Origin of the sequence: Anaerococcus jeddahensis (assembly GCF_001182725.1) — a bacterium.
GTDB classification, from domain to species: Bacteria; Bacillota; Clostridia; order Tissierellales; family Peptoniphilaceae; genus Anaerococcus; species Anaerococcus jeddahensis.
Map to the genome: position 1 here is coordinate 684,117 of NZ_CWHU01000005.1, position 15,777 is coordinate 699,893.

13 protein-coding genes are annotated in these 15,777 nt (G+C 26.7%); 12 read left to right on the forward strand and 1 reads right to left on the reverse strand.

Annotated features, from left to right (window positions below; translation table 11 throughout):
- The first annotated feature begins 101 nt into the window (after positions 1-101).
- From deoD to BN2087_RS06365, 8 genes are all read left to right on the forward strand, one after another.
- Entirely contained in the window at positions 102-821 is a 720-nt protein-coding gene (gene deoD / locus BN2087_RS06330) for a purine-nucleoside phosphorylase (RefSeq protein WP_049690984.1), read from the forward strand.
- Positions 822-830: 9 nt separating this feature from the next.
- A complete protein-coding gene (glmU, locus tag BN2087_RS06335; protein WP_049690985.1) occupies positions 831-2,222 on the forward strand; it encodes a bifunctional UDP-N-acetylglucosamine diphosphorylase/glucosamine-1-phosphate N-acetyltransferase GlmU in 1,392 nt (463 codons plus the stop codon).
- 2 nt (positions 2,223-2,224) lie between these two features.
- Positions 2,225-3,211 carry a ribose-phosphate diphosphokinase gene (locus BN2087_RS06340; RefSeq protein ID WP_049690986.1) on the forward strand — a complete coding sequence of 329 codons (987 nt, stop codon included), beginning with the start codon at positions 2,225-2,227 and terminating at the stop codon, positions 3,209-3,211.
- A 2-nt stretch (positions 3,212-3,213) separates the two neighbouring features.
- Positions 3,214-3,798: an aminoacyl-tRNA hydrolase gene (pth, locus tag BN2087_RS06345; protein WP_049690987.1), complete on the forward strand. Its 585-nt coding sequence runs from the start codon at positions 3,214-3,216 to the stop codon at positions 3,796-3,798.
- Positions 3,791-7,285: a transcription-repair coupling factor gene (gene mfd, locus BN2087_RS06350; protein ID WP_049690988.1), complete on the forward strand. Its 3,495-nt coding sequence runs from the start codon at positions 3,791-3,793 to the stop codon at positions 7,283-7,285. The genes pth and mfd overlap by 8 nt, the downstream gene beginning before the upstream one ends.
- Positions 7,282-8,304 (forward strand): peptidylprolyl isomerase, encoded by a 1,023-nt coding sequence (locus BN2087_RS06355; protein ID WP_049690989.1) that lies wholly within the window; start codon positions 7,282-7,284, stop codon positions 8,302-8,304. The genes mfd and BN2087_RS06355 overlap by 4 nt, the downstream gene beginning before the upstream one ends.
- A complete protein-coding gene (locus tag BN2087_RS06360; RefSeq protein ID WP_049690990.1) occupies positions 8,267-9,169 on the forward strand; it encodes a SurA N-terminal domain-containing protein in 903 nt (300 codons plus the stop codon). Before BN2087_RS06355 ends, BN2087_RS06360 begins: the two co-directional genes overlap by 38 nt.
- An 88-nt stretch (positions 9,170-9,257) precedes the next feature.
- Positions 9,258-9,539: an HU family DNA-binding protein gene (locus BN2087_RS06365; RefSeq protein WP_004813313.1), complete on the forward strand. Its 282-nt coding sequence runs from the start codon at positions 9,258-9,260 to the stop codon at positions 9,537-9,539.
- A 50-nt stretch (positions 9,540-9,589) separates the two neighbouring features.
- Here BN2087_RS06365 and BN2087_RS06370 read toward each other — a convergent pair whose 3' ends face one another.
- Positions 9,590-11,338, reverse strand: coding sequence for an Rqc2 family fibronectin-binding protein (locus BN2087_RS06370; RefSeq protein ID WP_049690991.1), 1,749 nt, complete (start codon positions 11,336-11,338; stop codon positions 9,590-9,592).
- A gap of 97 nt (positions 11,339-11,435) precedes the next feature.
- Here BN2087_RS06370 and gmk point away from each other — a divergent pair, with 97 nt between their 5' ends.
- Genes gmk through priA form a run of 4 tightly spaced genes read left to right on the forward strand, consistent with a single transcriptional unit; the run spans position 11,436 to position 15,775 of the window.
- Entirely contained in the window at positions 11,436-12,032 is a 597-nt protein-coding gene (gene gmk / locus BN2087_RS06375; RefSeq protein ID WP_049690992.1) for a guanylate kinase, read from the forward strand.
- Positions 12,033-12,034: 2 nt separating this feature from the next.
- Entirely contained in the window at positions 12,035-12,223 is a 189-nt protein-coding gene (gene rpoZ, locus BN2087_RS06380) for a DNA-directed RNA polymerase subunit omega (protein ID WP_049690993.1), read from the forward strand.
- A complete protein-coding gene (gene coaBC / locus BN2087_RS06385) occupies positions 12,216-13,388 on the forward strand; it encodes a bifunctional phosphopantothenoylcysteine decarboxylase/phosphopantothenate--cysteine ligase CoaBC (RefSeq protein WP_049690994.1) in 1,173 nt (390 codons plus the stop codon). The genes rpoZ and coaBC overlap by 8 nt, the downstream gene beginning before the upstream one ends.
- Positions 13,389-13,396: 8 nt before the next feature.
- The gene (gene priA / locus BN2087_RS06390) at positions 13,397-15,775 is read left to right on the forward strand and encodes a primosomal protein N' (protein WP_049690995.1); all 2,379 of its coding nucleotides are present in this window, start codon (positions 13,397-13,399) and stop codon (positions 15,773-15,775) included.
- Positions 15,776-15,777: the final 2 nt, after the last annotated feature.

Here is a 15,777-nt window from a genome sequence, read left to right on the forward strand (position 1 = left end):
CTATTGCAAATTTATTTAATAAATTTGTAACAGCCATTTTATTTTTAAAAAAAATTAAAAAGTGATATTATATTAGTAGAGATATTTAAAAAGGAGTGATTATGACTATACCAACACCGCATATTTCAGCAAAAAGTAAAGACGAAATAGCAAACACAGTTTTGATGCCAGGAGATCCATTGAGAGCTAAATATATAGCTGAAAATTTCCTTGAAGATGTAAAGCAATTTACAAATACAAGGGGAATGTTAGGATATACTGGTTTTTATAATGGAAAAAAAGTTTCAGTAATGGGAAGTGGAATGGGAATTCCATCATCAATGATTTATTTTAACGAACTATTTAATTTCTATGATGTTGATACAATCATAAGAATTGGTAGTGCTGGAAGCATGCAAGAAAATATAAAATTACATGATATTGTTCTTGCAACAAGTGCTTGTAGTGAATCATCAATTAATGATAATTTATTTGGAAATATAAATTTTTCACCAACACCAGATTTTAACTTGTTGCTTGAAGCTTATAAGAAAAGTCAAGAATTAGGTTATACAACTCATTGTGGACAAGTACATTCTTCAGATCAATTTTATAGCGAAATGGATCCAAAAGTTTTTGAAAATTTACAAAGATATGGAGTTTTGTGTGTTGAAATGGAATCTTATGGACTATTTACTCTAGCAAGAAAATATGGAAAAAAAGCCCTTGGAGTTTTTACAATTTCAGATTCTTTAGTTTCAAATGAAGCTGACAGTGCAGAAAATAGACAAACTGCATACACACAAATGATGAAGCTAGCACTTGAAGTTGCACCAGAATAAGGAGACTTGATGTTAAAAAATATTATACTTGCAGCAGGCGAAGGAACTAGGATGAAATCTAGTACTTCAAAAGTAATGACTAAAATTTTAAATAGAGAAATAATTTCCTATATTGTTGATGCATGTGATTTCAAAAATTCAAAAACTATAATTATTGGTGGTAAAAATAAGGATTTATTGAAGGAAAAATATCCTGAACTTGAAATAAAGGAACAAAAAATAGGAGATGATTTTCCTTACGGAACAGCTTATGCTGTTAGCATGGCTATAGATTTAATTGATGACAATGATGATTGTTTGATTTTAAATGGGGATATTCCACTAATTACAAAAAAATCACTTGAAGATTTTATAAATTTTCATAAAGAAAATAATAACAACCTAACAGTTATGTCAACTAAGATTGACAATCCTAAAGGCTATGGAAGAATAATTAGAGATAATGAAAATTTTCAAAAAATTGTTGAAGAAAAAGATGCAAGTGATGATGAAAAATTAGTTAATGAGATTAATGTAGGTATTTATGCTTTTAAAGGAGAAGATTTAAAAAATTCTTTAAAAAAAATAGATACTAACAACAAATCAAATGAATTTTATCTAACAGATTGCATTGAAATTTTAAATAAAGACGAAAAAAAAGTAGAAGCTTACATGGCTGAAAATCCAGATCAATTTTACGGAATTAATAATAAAAAAGAGCTAGCTTATGCGGCTAAATTATTAAGGGAAAGAATAAATGATTATCATATGCTTAATGGTGTAATAATTGAAAATCCTAGTATAGTAAATATTGAAATGGGCGTAAAAATTGGAAAAGATACTATAATCTCAGGACCATGCAAAATTTTGGGAAAAACAGAAATTGGAGAAAATTGTATAATAGAAGGTTCATCTAGAATTGAAGATTCTATTATTAAAAACAATGTAAAAATTGACAATTCCGTAATTGAAAAATCTTTTGTAGATGATAATACTGATATAGGACCATTTTCACATCTAAGACCAAAAGCTAAATTAGGAAAAAATGTTCACATAGGAAATTTTGTAGAAGTTAAAAATTCTAATGTTGATAATAATACAAAAGCTGGACATTTAGCCTATATAGGAGATAGTGATCTTGGAAAAGATATTAATGTTGGTTGCGGAGTAATTTTTGTAAATTACGACGGTAAATTTAAACATAGGTCAAAAATTGAAGATAGAGCCTTTATAGGATCAAATTCAAATATTGTAGCACCAGTTCATGTAAAAAAAGAAGGATATATTGCAGCAGGTTCAACAATTACAAAAGATGTTGAAGAGGGAGTGCTTTCAATAGAAAGAGCTGATCAAAAAAATATACCTGGTTATGTAGAAAAAAAGAAAAAAAGAGATTTAGAAAAGTTAAAGGAGCAAAATTAAAAATGAGCGGATGTTCAAGTTCATCACATATTACAAGAGGCGATTTAATAGTATTTGCAGGAAACTCAAATCCTGAATTGGCAGAAGCTGTAGCAAAGTCATTGGGAATAGAATTAGGAAAGGTTGAAGTTAAAAAATTTGCAGATAGTGAAATAAATGTAAAAATAAATGAAGCTGTAAGAGGAAAAGACGTTTATATAATTCAACCTACTTCTTATCCTACAAATGATAATTTGATGGAATTATTAATCATGACAGATGCTTGCAAAAGGGCTTCTGCAAGATATGTGAATGTTGTAGTTCCATATTATGGATATGCAAGACAAGACAGAAAAACAAGGGGAAGAGAGCCAATTAGTGCAAAACTTGTAGCGAATTTAATAACAGTTTCAGGTGCTGATAGGGTTATTACAATGGATCTTCATGCTGGACAAATTCAAGGTTATTTTGACATACCACTTGATCATTTCACTGCAATTAGATTACTATCATCTTATTTTAAAGAAAAGGCTTATAATAAACCAGATGAATATGTAGTTGTAAGCCCTGACTTGGGTGGAGTTACAAGAGCAAGGAGCTTTGCTGATTATTTAAAATTAACAATAGCGATTATTGAAAAAAGACGTCCAAAACCAAATGTATCTGAGGTTATGAATGTTATAGGTGATTTTGAAGGTAAACATTGTATCCTTGTTGACGATATGATTGACACTGCCGGAACAATTTGTAATGCAGCGAATTATCTAAAAGAACACGGAGCAAAAGAAGTTTCAATAGCAGCAACTCACGGTGTATTGAGTGCTAATGCTTGTCAAAACTTAGAAAATTCTTGTGTAAAAGAAGTAATAATAACAGATACAATAAAATTACCAGAAGAAAAGAAAATTGATAAAATAAAGCAAATATCAATAGCTCCTTTATTAGCAGAAGCCATCAATAGAATCAACACATATGAATCAATAAGTGGTTTATTTGAGGATGGTAAATAGATATGTATTATATTGTAGGCTTGGGTAATCCTGGTATACAGTATGAGAATACAAGACATAATGCTGGCTTTATAAGCATAGATTATTTAGCTAGAAAATATAGTATAGATGTAAGAAAAATTAAATTTAAATCTTTGATTGGCCAGGGAGTAATTTCTGGCCATAAAGTTATGCTTGTAAAACCTCAAACTTATATGAATAATTCAGGAGAAGCTATAAGAGAAATATACAAATATTTTGATTTTGAACACGATAAACTCATAGTTATCTATGATGATATAGATATTGATTTTGGAAGCATTAGAATTAGAAAAAAAGGCTCAGCTGGAACTCATAATGGAATGAAATCAATAATTTATAATTTAGAATTTGACGATTTTCCAAGAATAAAGGTTGCAGTTGGAAAAAAACCATCTTATATGGATCTAGCTAATTTTGTTTTGAGTGGATTTTCAAAAGATGAAGCAAAAATTATAGAAGAAGAAGTTATTCTTGTGGGAGAATCAATTGAAATGATTTTAGAAGAAGGAATCGATAAAGCCATGAGTGTGTATAATTCTAAAAGGTTAGTTGAAGATAATGAATAGTCTTATTAATGAAATTTATAATATTAGTCAAGTAAAAGAAATTATAGAAAATTATAAAAATTTATCTCCTATTTTTTTACATGGATTGACTGATGAAAGTAAATCTCATATTTATGAGACGATTTTTCATTATACTAAAAAATGTTTGGTCATAGTTTGTGAAAACGAAAAAAAAGCCAAGCTTATGTGTGATGATATTAATTCTTTTGTAGAAGATACATGCATGTATTTTCCATCAACTGAAATAAATTATTATAATATTAAAAATCTTGAAAAAAACAATGAAATAAAAAGATTAGAAGTTTTAATTAGACTTATTAATGGTGAAAAATTTATAATAACTACAAGTTTAGATGGACTTAGAAATAAATTAACACAAAAAAAAATATTTGAAAATAAATCTTTTAAAATTGATATAGATAGTGAAATTGATTTAAGAAAAATAAAAGAATCATTTATTGAATTAAATTATGATTTTTCAAAATTGGTTGAGTCTAAGGGAGAATTTTCAATTAGAGGTTCAATTATAGATTTCTGGCCAATTGAATATGATAATCCAATTAGGATAGAGTTATTTGATACAGAAATTGATTCTATTAGATTTTTTGATAAAGATACACAAAGATCATTAGAAAATATAGATGAAATCATAGTAAGACCTACAAAAGAATTAATTTATGATAAGAATGATTATGATAATGTAATTAAAGAAATTAAAAATGATTTATCTACAATATCTGATGATGGGAAACTTGTAAAAATAAAAGATAAATATAGGCAAATTATTTCTTATCTTAAAGATAGCTTATATATAGCAAATGATGATTTGATTACTCCTTATAGAAAAAACAATTTTGATAGTTTTTTTAATTATATTGATAAGGATTCATTATTTATTTTTCAAGATTTAAATAGGTCAATAGATAATTTCAAAGATTATAAGGAAAAATTAGATCTAGATCTAACTAGTCAGATGGAAAATGAGGAAGTTTTTTCATCGTTTAAAAATATAAAATTAGATATCAAAGAAATTTTTACAAATATAAAATCTTATCCAATTATAAATTCTTCATCTCTTTTAAAAAATAATAATCTAATTAAGGCAAGAAAAATCATAGAATTAAAATCTATTGAACAAGAAAATTTCAATAAAAATATAGAAAATTTTGTTTTAAATATAAAATCAATTATAAAAAACAATGAAAAAGCTCTTATTTTTGCATCTGATGAAAAATCACTTGCAAATATTAAGAATATATTTGATGAAAATAACATCAATAGCTATGCCCTTGGTCTTGATAGTGATTTAAATAAGAATAATATTATTTTGGCTGAAAATTCAATATCAAGAGGCTATATTTTTACAGATTTTAAAATAAATGTTTATTCTCACAGAGATATTTTTGGAAAAGAAAAATATAGAAATAGAAAAAAAACCAAGAAATCTGTTAGTGCTAAGGATATAATAAATTATTCTGATATTGAAATTGGTGATTATGTTGTTCATGAAAATAACGGAATAGGAATTTATAAGGGGATTTCCCAAATAGAAGTCAATAACACAAAAAAAGATTATTTTGTAATTGAGTATAAGGGAAATGATAAGGTATTTGTTCCGGTTGACCAAATGGATTTAGTAAGTAAATACATTGGTAACAAAGGGGATAAGCCAAAAATTTCATCTCTTGGAAGCAATCAATGGAAAAAAGCTAAGCAAAGAGCAAAAAAAGCAGTAGATGAAATAGCAGATGATTTGGTAGAACTTTATGCTAAAAGATCAAAAGCCAAAGGTCATGCTTTTAGTAAAGATACAACTTGGCAAAAAGAATTCGAAGATTCATTTGTTTACGAGGAAACTGACAGCCAAAATAGGTCGATTGATGAAATAAAAAACGATATGGAAGATATAAAACCTATGGATAGGCTTTTGTGTGGAGATGTTGGTTATGGAAAAACAGAAGTAGCCCTCAGAGCTGCTTTTAAAGCTATTATGGATGGGTATCAAGTTTGTTTTCTTGTGCCTACAACAATTCTTGCTAGTCAACATTATTCAACAATGAAAGAAAGATTTAAAGATTTTCCTGTAGATTGTGCTCTTTTATCTAGATTTGTCAGCAAAAAAGACCAAGAAAAAAATATAAAAAATCTAAAAAATGGTAAAGTAGATATTATTGTTGGAACTCATAGACTTTTATCTAAAGATATTAAATTTAAAAACTTAGGCCTATTAATAATTGATGAAGAGCAAAGATTTGGTGTTAGACACAAGGATAAACTTAAGAAATTAAAAGAAAATATTGATGTTCTTACCTTATCAGCAACTCCAATACCAAGAACTTTACAAATGTCTCTTACAGGAATCAGAGATATGTCAACTTTGGATGAACCACCTGAAAGAAGGCTTCCTGTAAATACTTACGTTTTGGAATATGATGAATCAATTATAAAAAGAGCTATTGAAAAAGAGCTCGATAGAGATGGACAAGTTTATTTTGTATATAATAGAGTTTATAATATTGAAAAAATTTATAATCATTTAAAAGATTTAATTCCTGATGCTAATATAGAAATTGCGCATGGTCAAATGTCTGCAAAGAGCTTAGAAAAAATTATGGAAGATTTTGTAAGTGGTAAAACTGATATTTTGCTTGCAACGACAATTATTGAAACTGGAATGGATATACAAAATGTAAACACAATTATAGTTTATGATTCTGACATGATGGGACTTAGCCAACTTTATCAGTTGAAAGGTAGAATTGGACGTTCATCTAGGTCTTCTTATGCTTATTTTACTTATGCAAAAGGAAAAGTATTAACTGAAATAGGTGAAAAAAGATTAAAATCTATTAAAGATTTTTCTGATTTTGGTAGTGGTTATAAGATAGCTATGAGAGATTTAGAGCTTAGGGGTGCAGGAAATATTTTAGGCGAAAGTCAAAGTGGTCAAGTAGAAGCCATTGGATACGATTTATACGTTAAATTCTTGCAACAAGCCGTAAATAAGGCGAGTGGAAAAGAAATCTATAAGAACGATTATAATGACGTATACATAGATTTAAAAGTCGATGCCTACATTCCAGATTCATACATTGAAGATTCTAGTCAAAAAATTGAAATTTATACTAGAATCTCAAGAATTGAAAATTTAGATGATTATAGTTTATTAGTTGAAGATTTGATTGATAGGTATGGAGATATTCCTTTGATGGTAGATAATCTAATGTATGTATCATTAGTAAAATCACTTGCTGATCAATTAGGTTTTGATGAAATTAGGGAAGTAAAAAATGAAATAAAAATTTCTTATGATGATAGAAATAAATTTACTTTTGAACAACTTTCTCAAATAAATGAAGATTATCACAATGATCTTTCTTTTGACTTATCTCAAAATCCATCTTTCAAATTACCAAATAAAAATACCAAATTGTTAGACTGTTACGAATTATTAAAAGTTATAGAAAATGTTAAGGAGAAAAAATGAATAAAAAATTAATAGCCCTAGTTTTAGCAACAAGTTTTGCTTTAAGTGCCTGTGGAAATAATGCAGATAAGGATAAAAAAGATACTGGTTCAAATCAAACTGAAAGTTCAGAAAGTGCTAAAGGTGAAAAATTACCTGATGATGCAGTAGCAATAGTTAGTGGAGAAAAAATTTCTAAAGATGCTTATAAAGATGAAATGAGTTTTTACTCTGCTATGCTTGCTAGCCAACAACAACTTAAACCTTCTATTGTTCAAATGTTAATTCAAGATAAACTTATTGCAGACGATATGAAGAAAAATAAGGTAAAAGTTGAAGATAAGGAACTTAACGATAAATTTTTACAATACATTCAACAATTTGGTGGTCAAGAAAAATTTGATAAAATGCTTGATGATTACAATATGAGCAGTGATAAATTTAAAGAAACAATAAAAAAAGATCAAATTTATCAAAAACACAGAGCTTGGTTTGAAGAAAAACACCCAGTGGATGAAAAAGAAATAAAAAAATATTATGAAGAAAACAAAGATACTTTAGCTCAAGTTAAAGCTAGTCATATTTTAGTAGCTGATGAAAATACTGCAAAAGAAGTAAAAGCAAAACTAGATAAGGGTGAAGATTTTGCGAAACTTGCTAAAGAATATTCAAAAGATACAGCTAATTCAAGCAAAGGTGGAGATTTAGGATACTTTACAAGAGATAAGATGGTTAAAGAATTTGCAGATAAGGCCTTTGCTATGAAAAAAGGAGAAATATCTGATCCTGTTAAGACTTCTTATGGATTCCATATTATAAAAGTTGAGGATAAAAAGGATTCTCCTGAAGCGTTGAAAGAAGAAATTTCTAAAAAATTAAACGACAAAAAATATGCTGATTATTTAACAAAATTATTTAATGAAGCAAAAGTTGTAACAGAAGATGGTCCTCAAAAGAAAGATACAGAAAAAGATAAGAAAGCAACTAATAATTCTAACAAAGATGAAAAACAAAAAGAAAATAGCAATTCTAATAATTAGTCTTTTTTGTATTTTTTCAACATCTTGTTCAAAGGAATTTGATAAAGATAAATATGTAGCTGTTGTAGATAATGAAGGAATTTCGAAAAAATTATTTGAAAAAGAATTAAGCTACTATCAAAAATATTATATAGAAAAATATGGGGATACTTTCTTGGAAAAAAAATCTAAAAAAGGGGATTCTAATTATAAAAAATTAGAATCTGATCTTTTAGATTCTCTCGTTATTGATCAAGTAATGGTTAATGATCTTAAGAAAAATAAGGTTAAAGTTACTAAAAATGATTCTAAAGAAACTATTGATAAGCTAAGTGAAAAAATCTCTTCAAAAGACTCTTTAATTGAGAATATAAAGACATTTGGTGTAAGTGAAGATGAGTTTGATGAAATCACTTACCAAGACTCAATTAGAAAAAAACATTATGATTATTTTTTAAATAAAAATAATATAAAAGATTCCGAAATTCTCAAATATTTTGAGGAGAACAAAAATCTCCAAAAAAAATACAAGTATGATTGTTTGATTTTTGATGATAAAAATGAAGCAATAAAAATAAGGGAATCTATTAAAAATTCTGAGGATTTCAAGAAAAAAATGAAAACAAAAATTAAAAATTATGATGTATATAGGTCAGATTTTGTATATATTGATGATCCTTTGCTTAAAAAATCATCAATAATTAAAGTTAATGAAATGAGTAATATCTTTAAATTTAAGGATTCTTACGTAATTTTGATGATTAACTCAGAAAATAAAAATGAAAAAAATTTATTAATTGATGCTAAAGAAATTTTTTTAGAAAATGAATATAATAAATATTTGGAAAAACTTATAAAAAATTCAAATATCAAGCTTTTTATTTGATAAATGCTTGAAATAAATAAAATATTTATGTATAATTTAATTTAGAGTTAAGCAGAATAAGATTAAGATTGATTTATAAGGAGGATATATGAATAAATCAGAATTATTAGTTAATATCTCAGAAAAAAGTGGACTTAAAAAAGTTGAAGCTGAAAGAGCATTAAATGCTTTTATTGAAACAGTAACAGAATCACTTCAAAAAGAAGAAAAAGTACAACTTGTAGGATTTGGAACATTTGAAACTAGAGACAGAAAAGCTAGAGAAGGAAGAAACCCAAGAAAACCTGACGAAGTTATTAAAATTCCAGCTTCAAAAGCACCAGTTTTCAAAGCAGGTAAAACTTTAAAAGAAGCAGTTAACAATAAATAATTATTTTATTATATACTAAAACCCAGAATTTTTTCTGGGTTTTTCTATATTTATTTTATTTTTTTATAAAGCTTACTTGGATTTTCGGTCATATCAACTGTAATAGTATTAAAATTTTCATAATAAACCATACCAAGTTTAGCTGCTTTTTCTTTTCTAACATTCTTTTTTTCAGTATAATCTACGTCAACCTTATTTGATTTAGCCTGAGATGAATTTTCTGCTGCAAGATAGGAGGCTATTTTCAAATCATTTTCTGTTAATGAGTTAGTTTTTAAAATAACATGACTTCCTGGTGCATTTCTTACATGGAAGAAATAGTCGTTTTTACCTGCAAGTTTTAGAGTTATATAGTCATTTTGTCTTGAATTTTTTCCGACAAATATAGTACTATCATCAACAGTTTTAAATTGCATAGGTTTTGATTTTGTCTTATTTTTTTTCTTATTTTTACTTGTATTTTTTATAATTTTATTTTCAATTAACTCATCTTTTATTTCATCTAAATCGGTGATACTTTCGCTTCTTTCAATGAAATCACCCAATTGATTTAAGTAGTTTAGTAAATCCTCTTCTTTTGGAAGGTCAACTTTTGCAAAATCTATAGAATTTTTAATCTTTTTATATCTTTTATAATATGAATCTACATTTTCCCATGGATTTTTCCTATCGTCTAGGATTATTTTTATTTCTTTATTTTCGTTATAAAAATCATTGAGGATAATTTCTTTATCTCCTTTTTTTAACATATTAACATTTGCTGCTAATAGGTCACCTTTCATTCTATAAGAATCCATATTAGATTCTTTTGCAATATTTTTATTTAAAATACTTATTTTTTTATTTACGGTTTTAATTTGACTGTTAATTTTTCTTATTAAATTATTTTTAATTTGCCTTAACCTATCATTGGATTTGTTGCTTTCATAGAAAGTTTCTATAGCATGACTCATTGTTTCATAATCAATTTTTTCAAATCCCAAAGATTTTAATTCTGTAAAATAGAATTCCTTATACTTTCTATTATCCTTGTATAAAACAGGACTATATAAATTTTCAATTAGACTATTTCTTAGCTTATAAAGATTTTCATTTAATAATTGTTTTTCATCTTCACTTACAAGTCCCCAGTTAATTCTTGGATCTATATTTGACCTATAAATTAATTCTTTTGCAATAGTAGGAGAAAAGCCTAGGTAAGTTTGATATAAAAATTTTTGTGGATTTTGACTATCTGGTAAATTTTTGTCTAATTTTAATATATCATCAGAAAAATCATTATCTAAAATATTTATTTTTTCACTTTCAATAAAATTATAAGAAAGTCCTGGTAGTATTTGTCTAACAGATGACATTTTTAAATTTACTCTTTTTATAGAATCAATTATCTTATAATTTTCATCGGTTAAAATTATGTTAGAGTATTTTCCCATTATTTCGACAATTAATTTATTTGAAATATCAAAGCCCATCTCATCAACTGATGAAATATGAAAAATTATAACCCTATCTAGTTTATATTGGTCAATATCAATAATCTTACTTTGATTTAAATGCTTTCTTAAAACCATACAAAAATTTGGAGGACTTATTGGATTTTCATATTTTTTGTTTGTAATATGAACTCTCGCCTCATTATTGTTAGCGCTTAGTAATAATTTGTAGCTTTTTCCTACAGAATATATATTAAAAATTATATCGTTTTTTGAAGGCTGGCTTATTTTTTGAATTTTACCGCCCAGCAATAATTTTTTTATTTCATAAGTTATGGATTTTGTTACTAAACCATCAAAACTCATTAAATCACCTCTTTATTTTTTATATCTATATTATATCAGATAATAAACTTGAACTAAATTTTTCCATAAAGTAAAATAGTACTAATAAGGAGGCGTGATGAAAAAAGGATTTTTATTAGTAATATCTGGACCTTCAGGTGTAGGAAAAGGAACAGTGTTGCATGACCTTATGAATACGCAAAAAAACTTAGTTTATTCAGTTTCTGTTACAACTAGGAAAAGTAGACCTGGCGAGATAGAAGGGGTAAGCTATTTTTTTAAGAGTCATGATGAATTTGAAAAAATGATTGAGGAAGATAAATTTTTAGAGTACGCAAAAGTTCATGATAATTATTATGGTACACCAAAAGATTTTGTTGAAGAAAAAATCAATGAAGGTAAGATAGTTATTTTAGAAATTGATGTTCAGGGAGCATTAAATGTTAAGGAAAATATAGATAATGGAGTATATATTTTTCTAGCGCCTCCTAGCCTTAGTGAACTAAAAAATAGGATAGTTAACAGAGGAACTGAAACAGAAAGTGACATCAATCTAAGGATGAATAATGCAAGAAAAGAATTATCTTACATTAAAAACTATGATTATTTAGTTGTAAACGATCATTTGAATTCTGCTATAAATTTAGTCAATGAAATAATAAATGCAGAAAAGCACAGAGTTTTTAGAGAAGATATAGATTTTGAAAAGGAGTAAATATGAATAATCCATCTTTTAAAGAATTATCAGAAATAAGTTCAAGTAGATATGAAATTTGCATGATGGCAGCAAAAAGAGCAAGAAGAATTGTAAATGGTTCAGATTTATTGACCAAAGACAGCGAAGATAAACCAGTTACCCAAGCTTTACATGAAATAATGGAAGGAAAAGTTAAGAAAAATGATTAGGGGTAAAAATATTCTCCTTGGTGTAAGTGGGGGAATAGCAGCCTATAAAACTTTAGAACTTTGCTCTAGATTAAAAAAAGAAGGGGCAAATTTAAAAATAATTATGACAAAGGCAGCTTGTGAATTTGTAAGTCCTTTGTCTTTTGAAACAATGGGAAAATGTATTGTTTATTCTGAAATGTTTGAAGGTCATCATGACAAAGTTTATCATATTGAACTTCCAAAATGGGCAGATGTTTTTTTACTTGCCCCTTTAAGTGCAAATACTCTTGCAAAAATGACCTATGGAATTGCAGATAATATGCTTACAGCATCTATTTTGGCATGCGACAAAGATATTATTGTTGCACCAACTATGAATACAAATATGCTTAATAACGAAGCAACCCAAAAAAATTTAAAAATAATAAAAGAAAGAGGAGTACATATAATTAATCCTAATTCTGGCCTTCTAGCATGTGACACTAGGGGTGATGGAAGAATGGAAGAGCCTGAAAATATAGTTAGATATCTTGATTATTATTTTACAAAGAAAGATTTAAAGGGTAAGAAAATTATTGTTTCTGCAGGTCCAACAGTAGAATCAATAGATTATGTGAGATTTATTACAAATAAATCAAGTGGTAAAATGGGCTATAATATCGCCATAGAAGCTTTTAAAAGAGGAGCTGATGTAAAATTAGTATCAGGTCCTGTAAATCCTATGGATACATTTGGAATTGATAAAATTAATATTAGAACCAATAAGGATTTAAAAGATGCAATCGAAAAAGATTTTGATGATTGCTATGCTTTAATCATGTCAGCTGCACCTACTGATTATAAAGTCAGAGAAGTTAGTGATAAGAAAATTAAAAAAAATGGCGATAATTTAAAATTAGAATTGATTGAAAATATAGATATTTTAAAATATTTTGGAAATAAAAAAGATAGGCAAATTTTAATTGGTTTTGCTGCAGAAACAGATGACCTTATTAAAAATGCAAAAATCAAATTAGAGTCAAAAAAGGCTGATTATATTATAGCAAATGATCTTAAAAAGAAAGGTGCTGGATTTGATGTAGATACTAATATCGCATCAATACTTTCAAAAGACAAAGTTGAAAAACTTGATATAATGACAAAAAAAGAGTTGGCTAATAAAATTTTAGATCTTTTAGTTTAGGTGATAAATTGTATTGTTATGTAATACTTGATAGTAAAAGCAGATTTTTGGATAAATCTTTTACTTATCACATACCTGATAAAATTAAAAATAAAATAAAAAAAGGGATGAGGGTTATTGTCCCATTTGGCAAAGGCAATAAGAATACTATTGCCTTTGTTTACGATATAGTTGAAAATATTGATGATGATTTTGAAACTAAAGATATAGTAGAAATTATAGATTCAAAAGCTTTAGTTGATGATGAGCTAATAAATTTGGCTTTTTTTATGAATAAAAGATATCTTTCACCACTAAGATCTTGTATTAGGCAAGTTCTACCTGCTGGAAATATAAAAGAGATAAAAGAATATTTTTATAAAACAGAAAACTTAGATAAAAATGATAATTTATATCACATTTTTGAAAGCAAAAAATCCTTGGATGATCTTTTAAATAAATATGATATAAATAAAGATATTTTAGATAAATATAAGGATAAGGGCCTTATAGATTCATATTTTGATATAAACTCAAATCAAAAAATAAATTATCAAATCTTTGTAAGTTTAAAAGAAAATTTTGATGATAGTAAAATATCAAAAAATGCTAAAAAACAAAAAGATATTATAAATTATTTAAGAGAAAATAAGGAAGTTGAGTACAAAAAACTTTTAAGCAAAACTAAATCTAGTAAAAATTCTTTTGATGCTTTAGTTAAAAAAAATATCTTAAATATTAGAAAAATTGAAGTAAACAAGGCCTTGGTTAAGGATAGTGAAAGATATGATAAATTTATTTTAAATGATGAACAAAATTTAGCTTTTAGAAAAATAATGGAAAATCCAGATTCTTCATATCTTTTAAAAGGTGTTACTGGGAGTGGAAAAACAGAAGTTTTTTTACAAGTTGTTGAAGAAAATTTAAAAAAAGGGAAGGATTCAATAATCCTTGTTCCAGAAATTTCTTTAACACCTCAAACCATAGAAAGATTTCAAGGAAGATTTAAGCAAAAAATTGCAATAATGCATTCAAGACTTAGTCAAAAAGAAAGATTTCAACAGTGGAGAATGATAAAAAACGGTGAGGTTAAAATCGTTGTTGGAGCAAGAAGTGCAATATTTGCTCCATTTAAAAATCTTGGTCTTATAATAATAGATGAAGAACATGATAAAAGTTATATATCTTCTCAAGATCCAAAATTTCACACAGACGAATTAGCTTTGTTTAGGAGAGCTTATAACAAGGCAACTTTGATTTTTGCATCAGCAACTCCATCGATAAAAACTATGACAAAAACTTTGGATGGCGAATATAATTTACTTGAGCTAAAAAATAGAGTAAATGGAAAACTTCCAAAGGTTCACATAGTAGATATGAGAGAAGAATTGAAAAATTCAAACTATTCAATGATAAGCTCGCTTTTGTATGAAAAAATAAATGAAAAACTAAAAAGAGATGAACAGGTTATTTTATTTTTAAATAAAATTGGTCACAATTCATTTACTTTTTGCAGGCACTGTGGCTATGTTATTAAATGTGAAGCTTGTGATGTTTCGATGACTTATCATAAAAATGTATCAAAGCTAGTTTGCCATTATTGTGGAAGAACTAAAAATCAACCAACAATTTGTCCTTCGTGTGGATCAAAAAAAATCAAAGAATTTGGAGCAGGAACTGAAAAATTGGAAGAGGAGATAAAAGAATTATTTCCAAAAGCTAAAGTTATTAGAATGGATTCTATGACTGCAAAAGATAAGTCGACTTATAACTCGATGTATAAAAATATGAAGGATAATAAAGTAGATATACTCATAGGAACTCAAATGATTGCGAAAGGGCTTGATTTTGATAATGTTACTTTAGTTGGAATAATCAGTGCAGACTTATCATTAAATATTGATGACTATACTGCTTATGAAACAAGTTTTGAGCTTTTAACTCAAGTTTCAGGAAGAGCTGGTAGGGCAGATAAAAAGGGAGAGGTTATAATACAAACTTATAGACCTGATAATTTTGTAATAAATGCTGCAAGTAAAAATGATTACCAAGGATTTTATAATTATGAAATTGAATCAAGAAAAGCATTTGAATATCCGCCTTTTGTAGATTTAATTACTATAAAAATATTAGACAAATCAAGAATAAAATGTATGGATATTTCAAAAAAAATAAAATATTATCTCGATCTAGAATACGAAAAAGACAGAGAAATAAAAATAATTGGACCAAATCCATGTAAAATATCTCGCATTAATAACAAATACAGATACAATATAATTATAAAATTAAAAGATGAAAAATTAGAAGAAATTTCAGATTTTCTTATTAGGCTTAAAAATTATTTTATAAATAAAAGCAAGGATACAAGTATACTTGTTGCATTAAATCCAAGTGATATAAATTAAGG

Bases quoted from the DNA above. Each gene is read 5' to 3' on its own strand.
- deoD (WP_049690984.1), top strand. From the start codon at position 102: ATGACTATACCAACACCGCATATTTCAGCAAAAAGTAAAGACGAAATA.
- glmU (WP_049690985.1), top strand. From the start codon at position 831: ATGTTAAAAAATATTATACTTGCAGCAGGCGAAGGAACTAGGATGAAA.
- BN2087_RS06340 (WP_049690986.1), top strand. From the start codon at position 2,225: ATGAGCGGATGTTCAAGTTCATCACATATTACAAGAGGCGATTTAATA.
- pth (WP_049690987.1), top strand. From the start codon at position 3,214: ATGTATTATATTGTAGGCTTGGGTAATCCTGGTATACAGTATGAGAAT.
- mfd (WP_049690988.1), top strand. From the start codon at position 3,791: ATGAATAGTCTTATTAATGAAATTTATAATATTAGTCAAGTAAAAGAA.
- BN2087_RS06355 (WP_049690989.1), top strand. From the start codon at position 7,282: ATGAATAAAAAATTAATAGCCCTAGTTTTAGCAACAAGTTTTGCTTTA.
- BN2087_RS06360 (WP_049690990.1), top strand. From the start codon at position 8,267: ATGAAAAACAAAAAGAAAATAGCAATTCTAATAATTAGTCTTTTTTGT.
- BN2087_RS06365 (WP_004813313.1), top strand. From the start codon at position 9,258: ATGAATAAATCAGAATTATTAGTTAATATCTCAGAAAAAAGTGGACTT.
- BN2087_RS06370 (WP_049690991.1), bottom strand. From the start codon at position 11,338: ATGAGTTTTGATGGTTTAGTAACAAAATCCATAACTTATGAAATAAAA.
- gmk (WP_049690992.1), top strand. From the start codon at position 11,436: ATGAAAAAAGGATTTTTATTAGTAATATCTGGACCTTCAGGTGTAGGA.
- rpoZ (WP_049690993.1), top strand. From the start codon at position 12,035: ATGAATAATCCATCTTTTAAAGAATTATCAGAAATAAGTTCAAGTAGA.
- coaBC (WP_049690994.1), top strand. From the start codon at position 12,216: ATGATTAGGGGTAAAAATATTCTCCTTGGTGTAAGTGGGGGAATAGCA.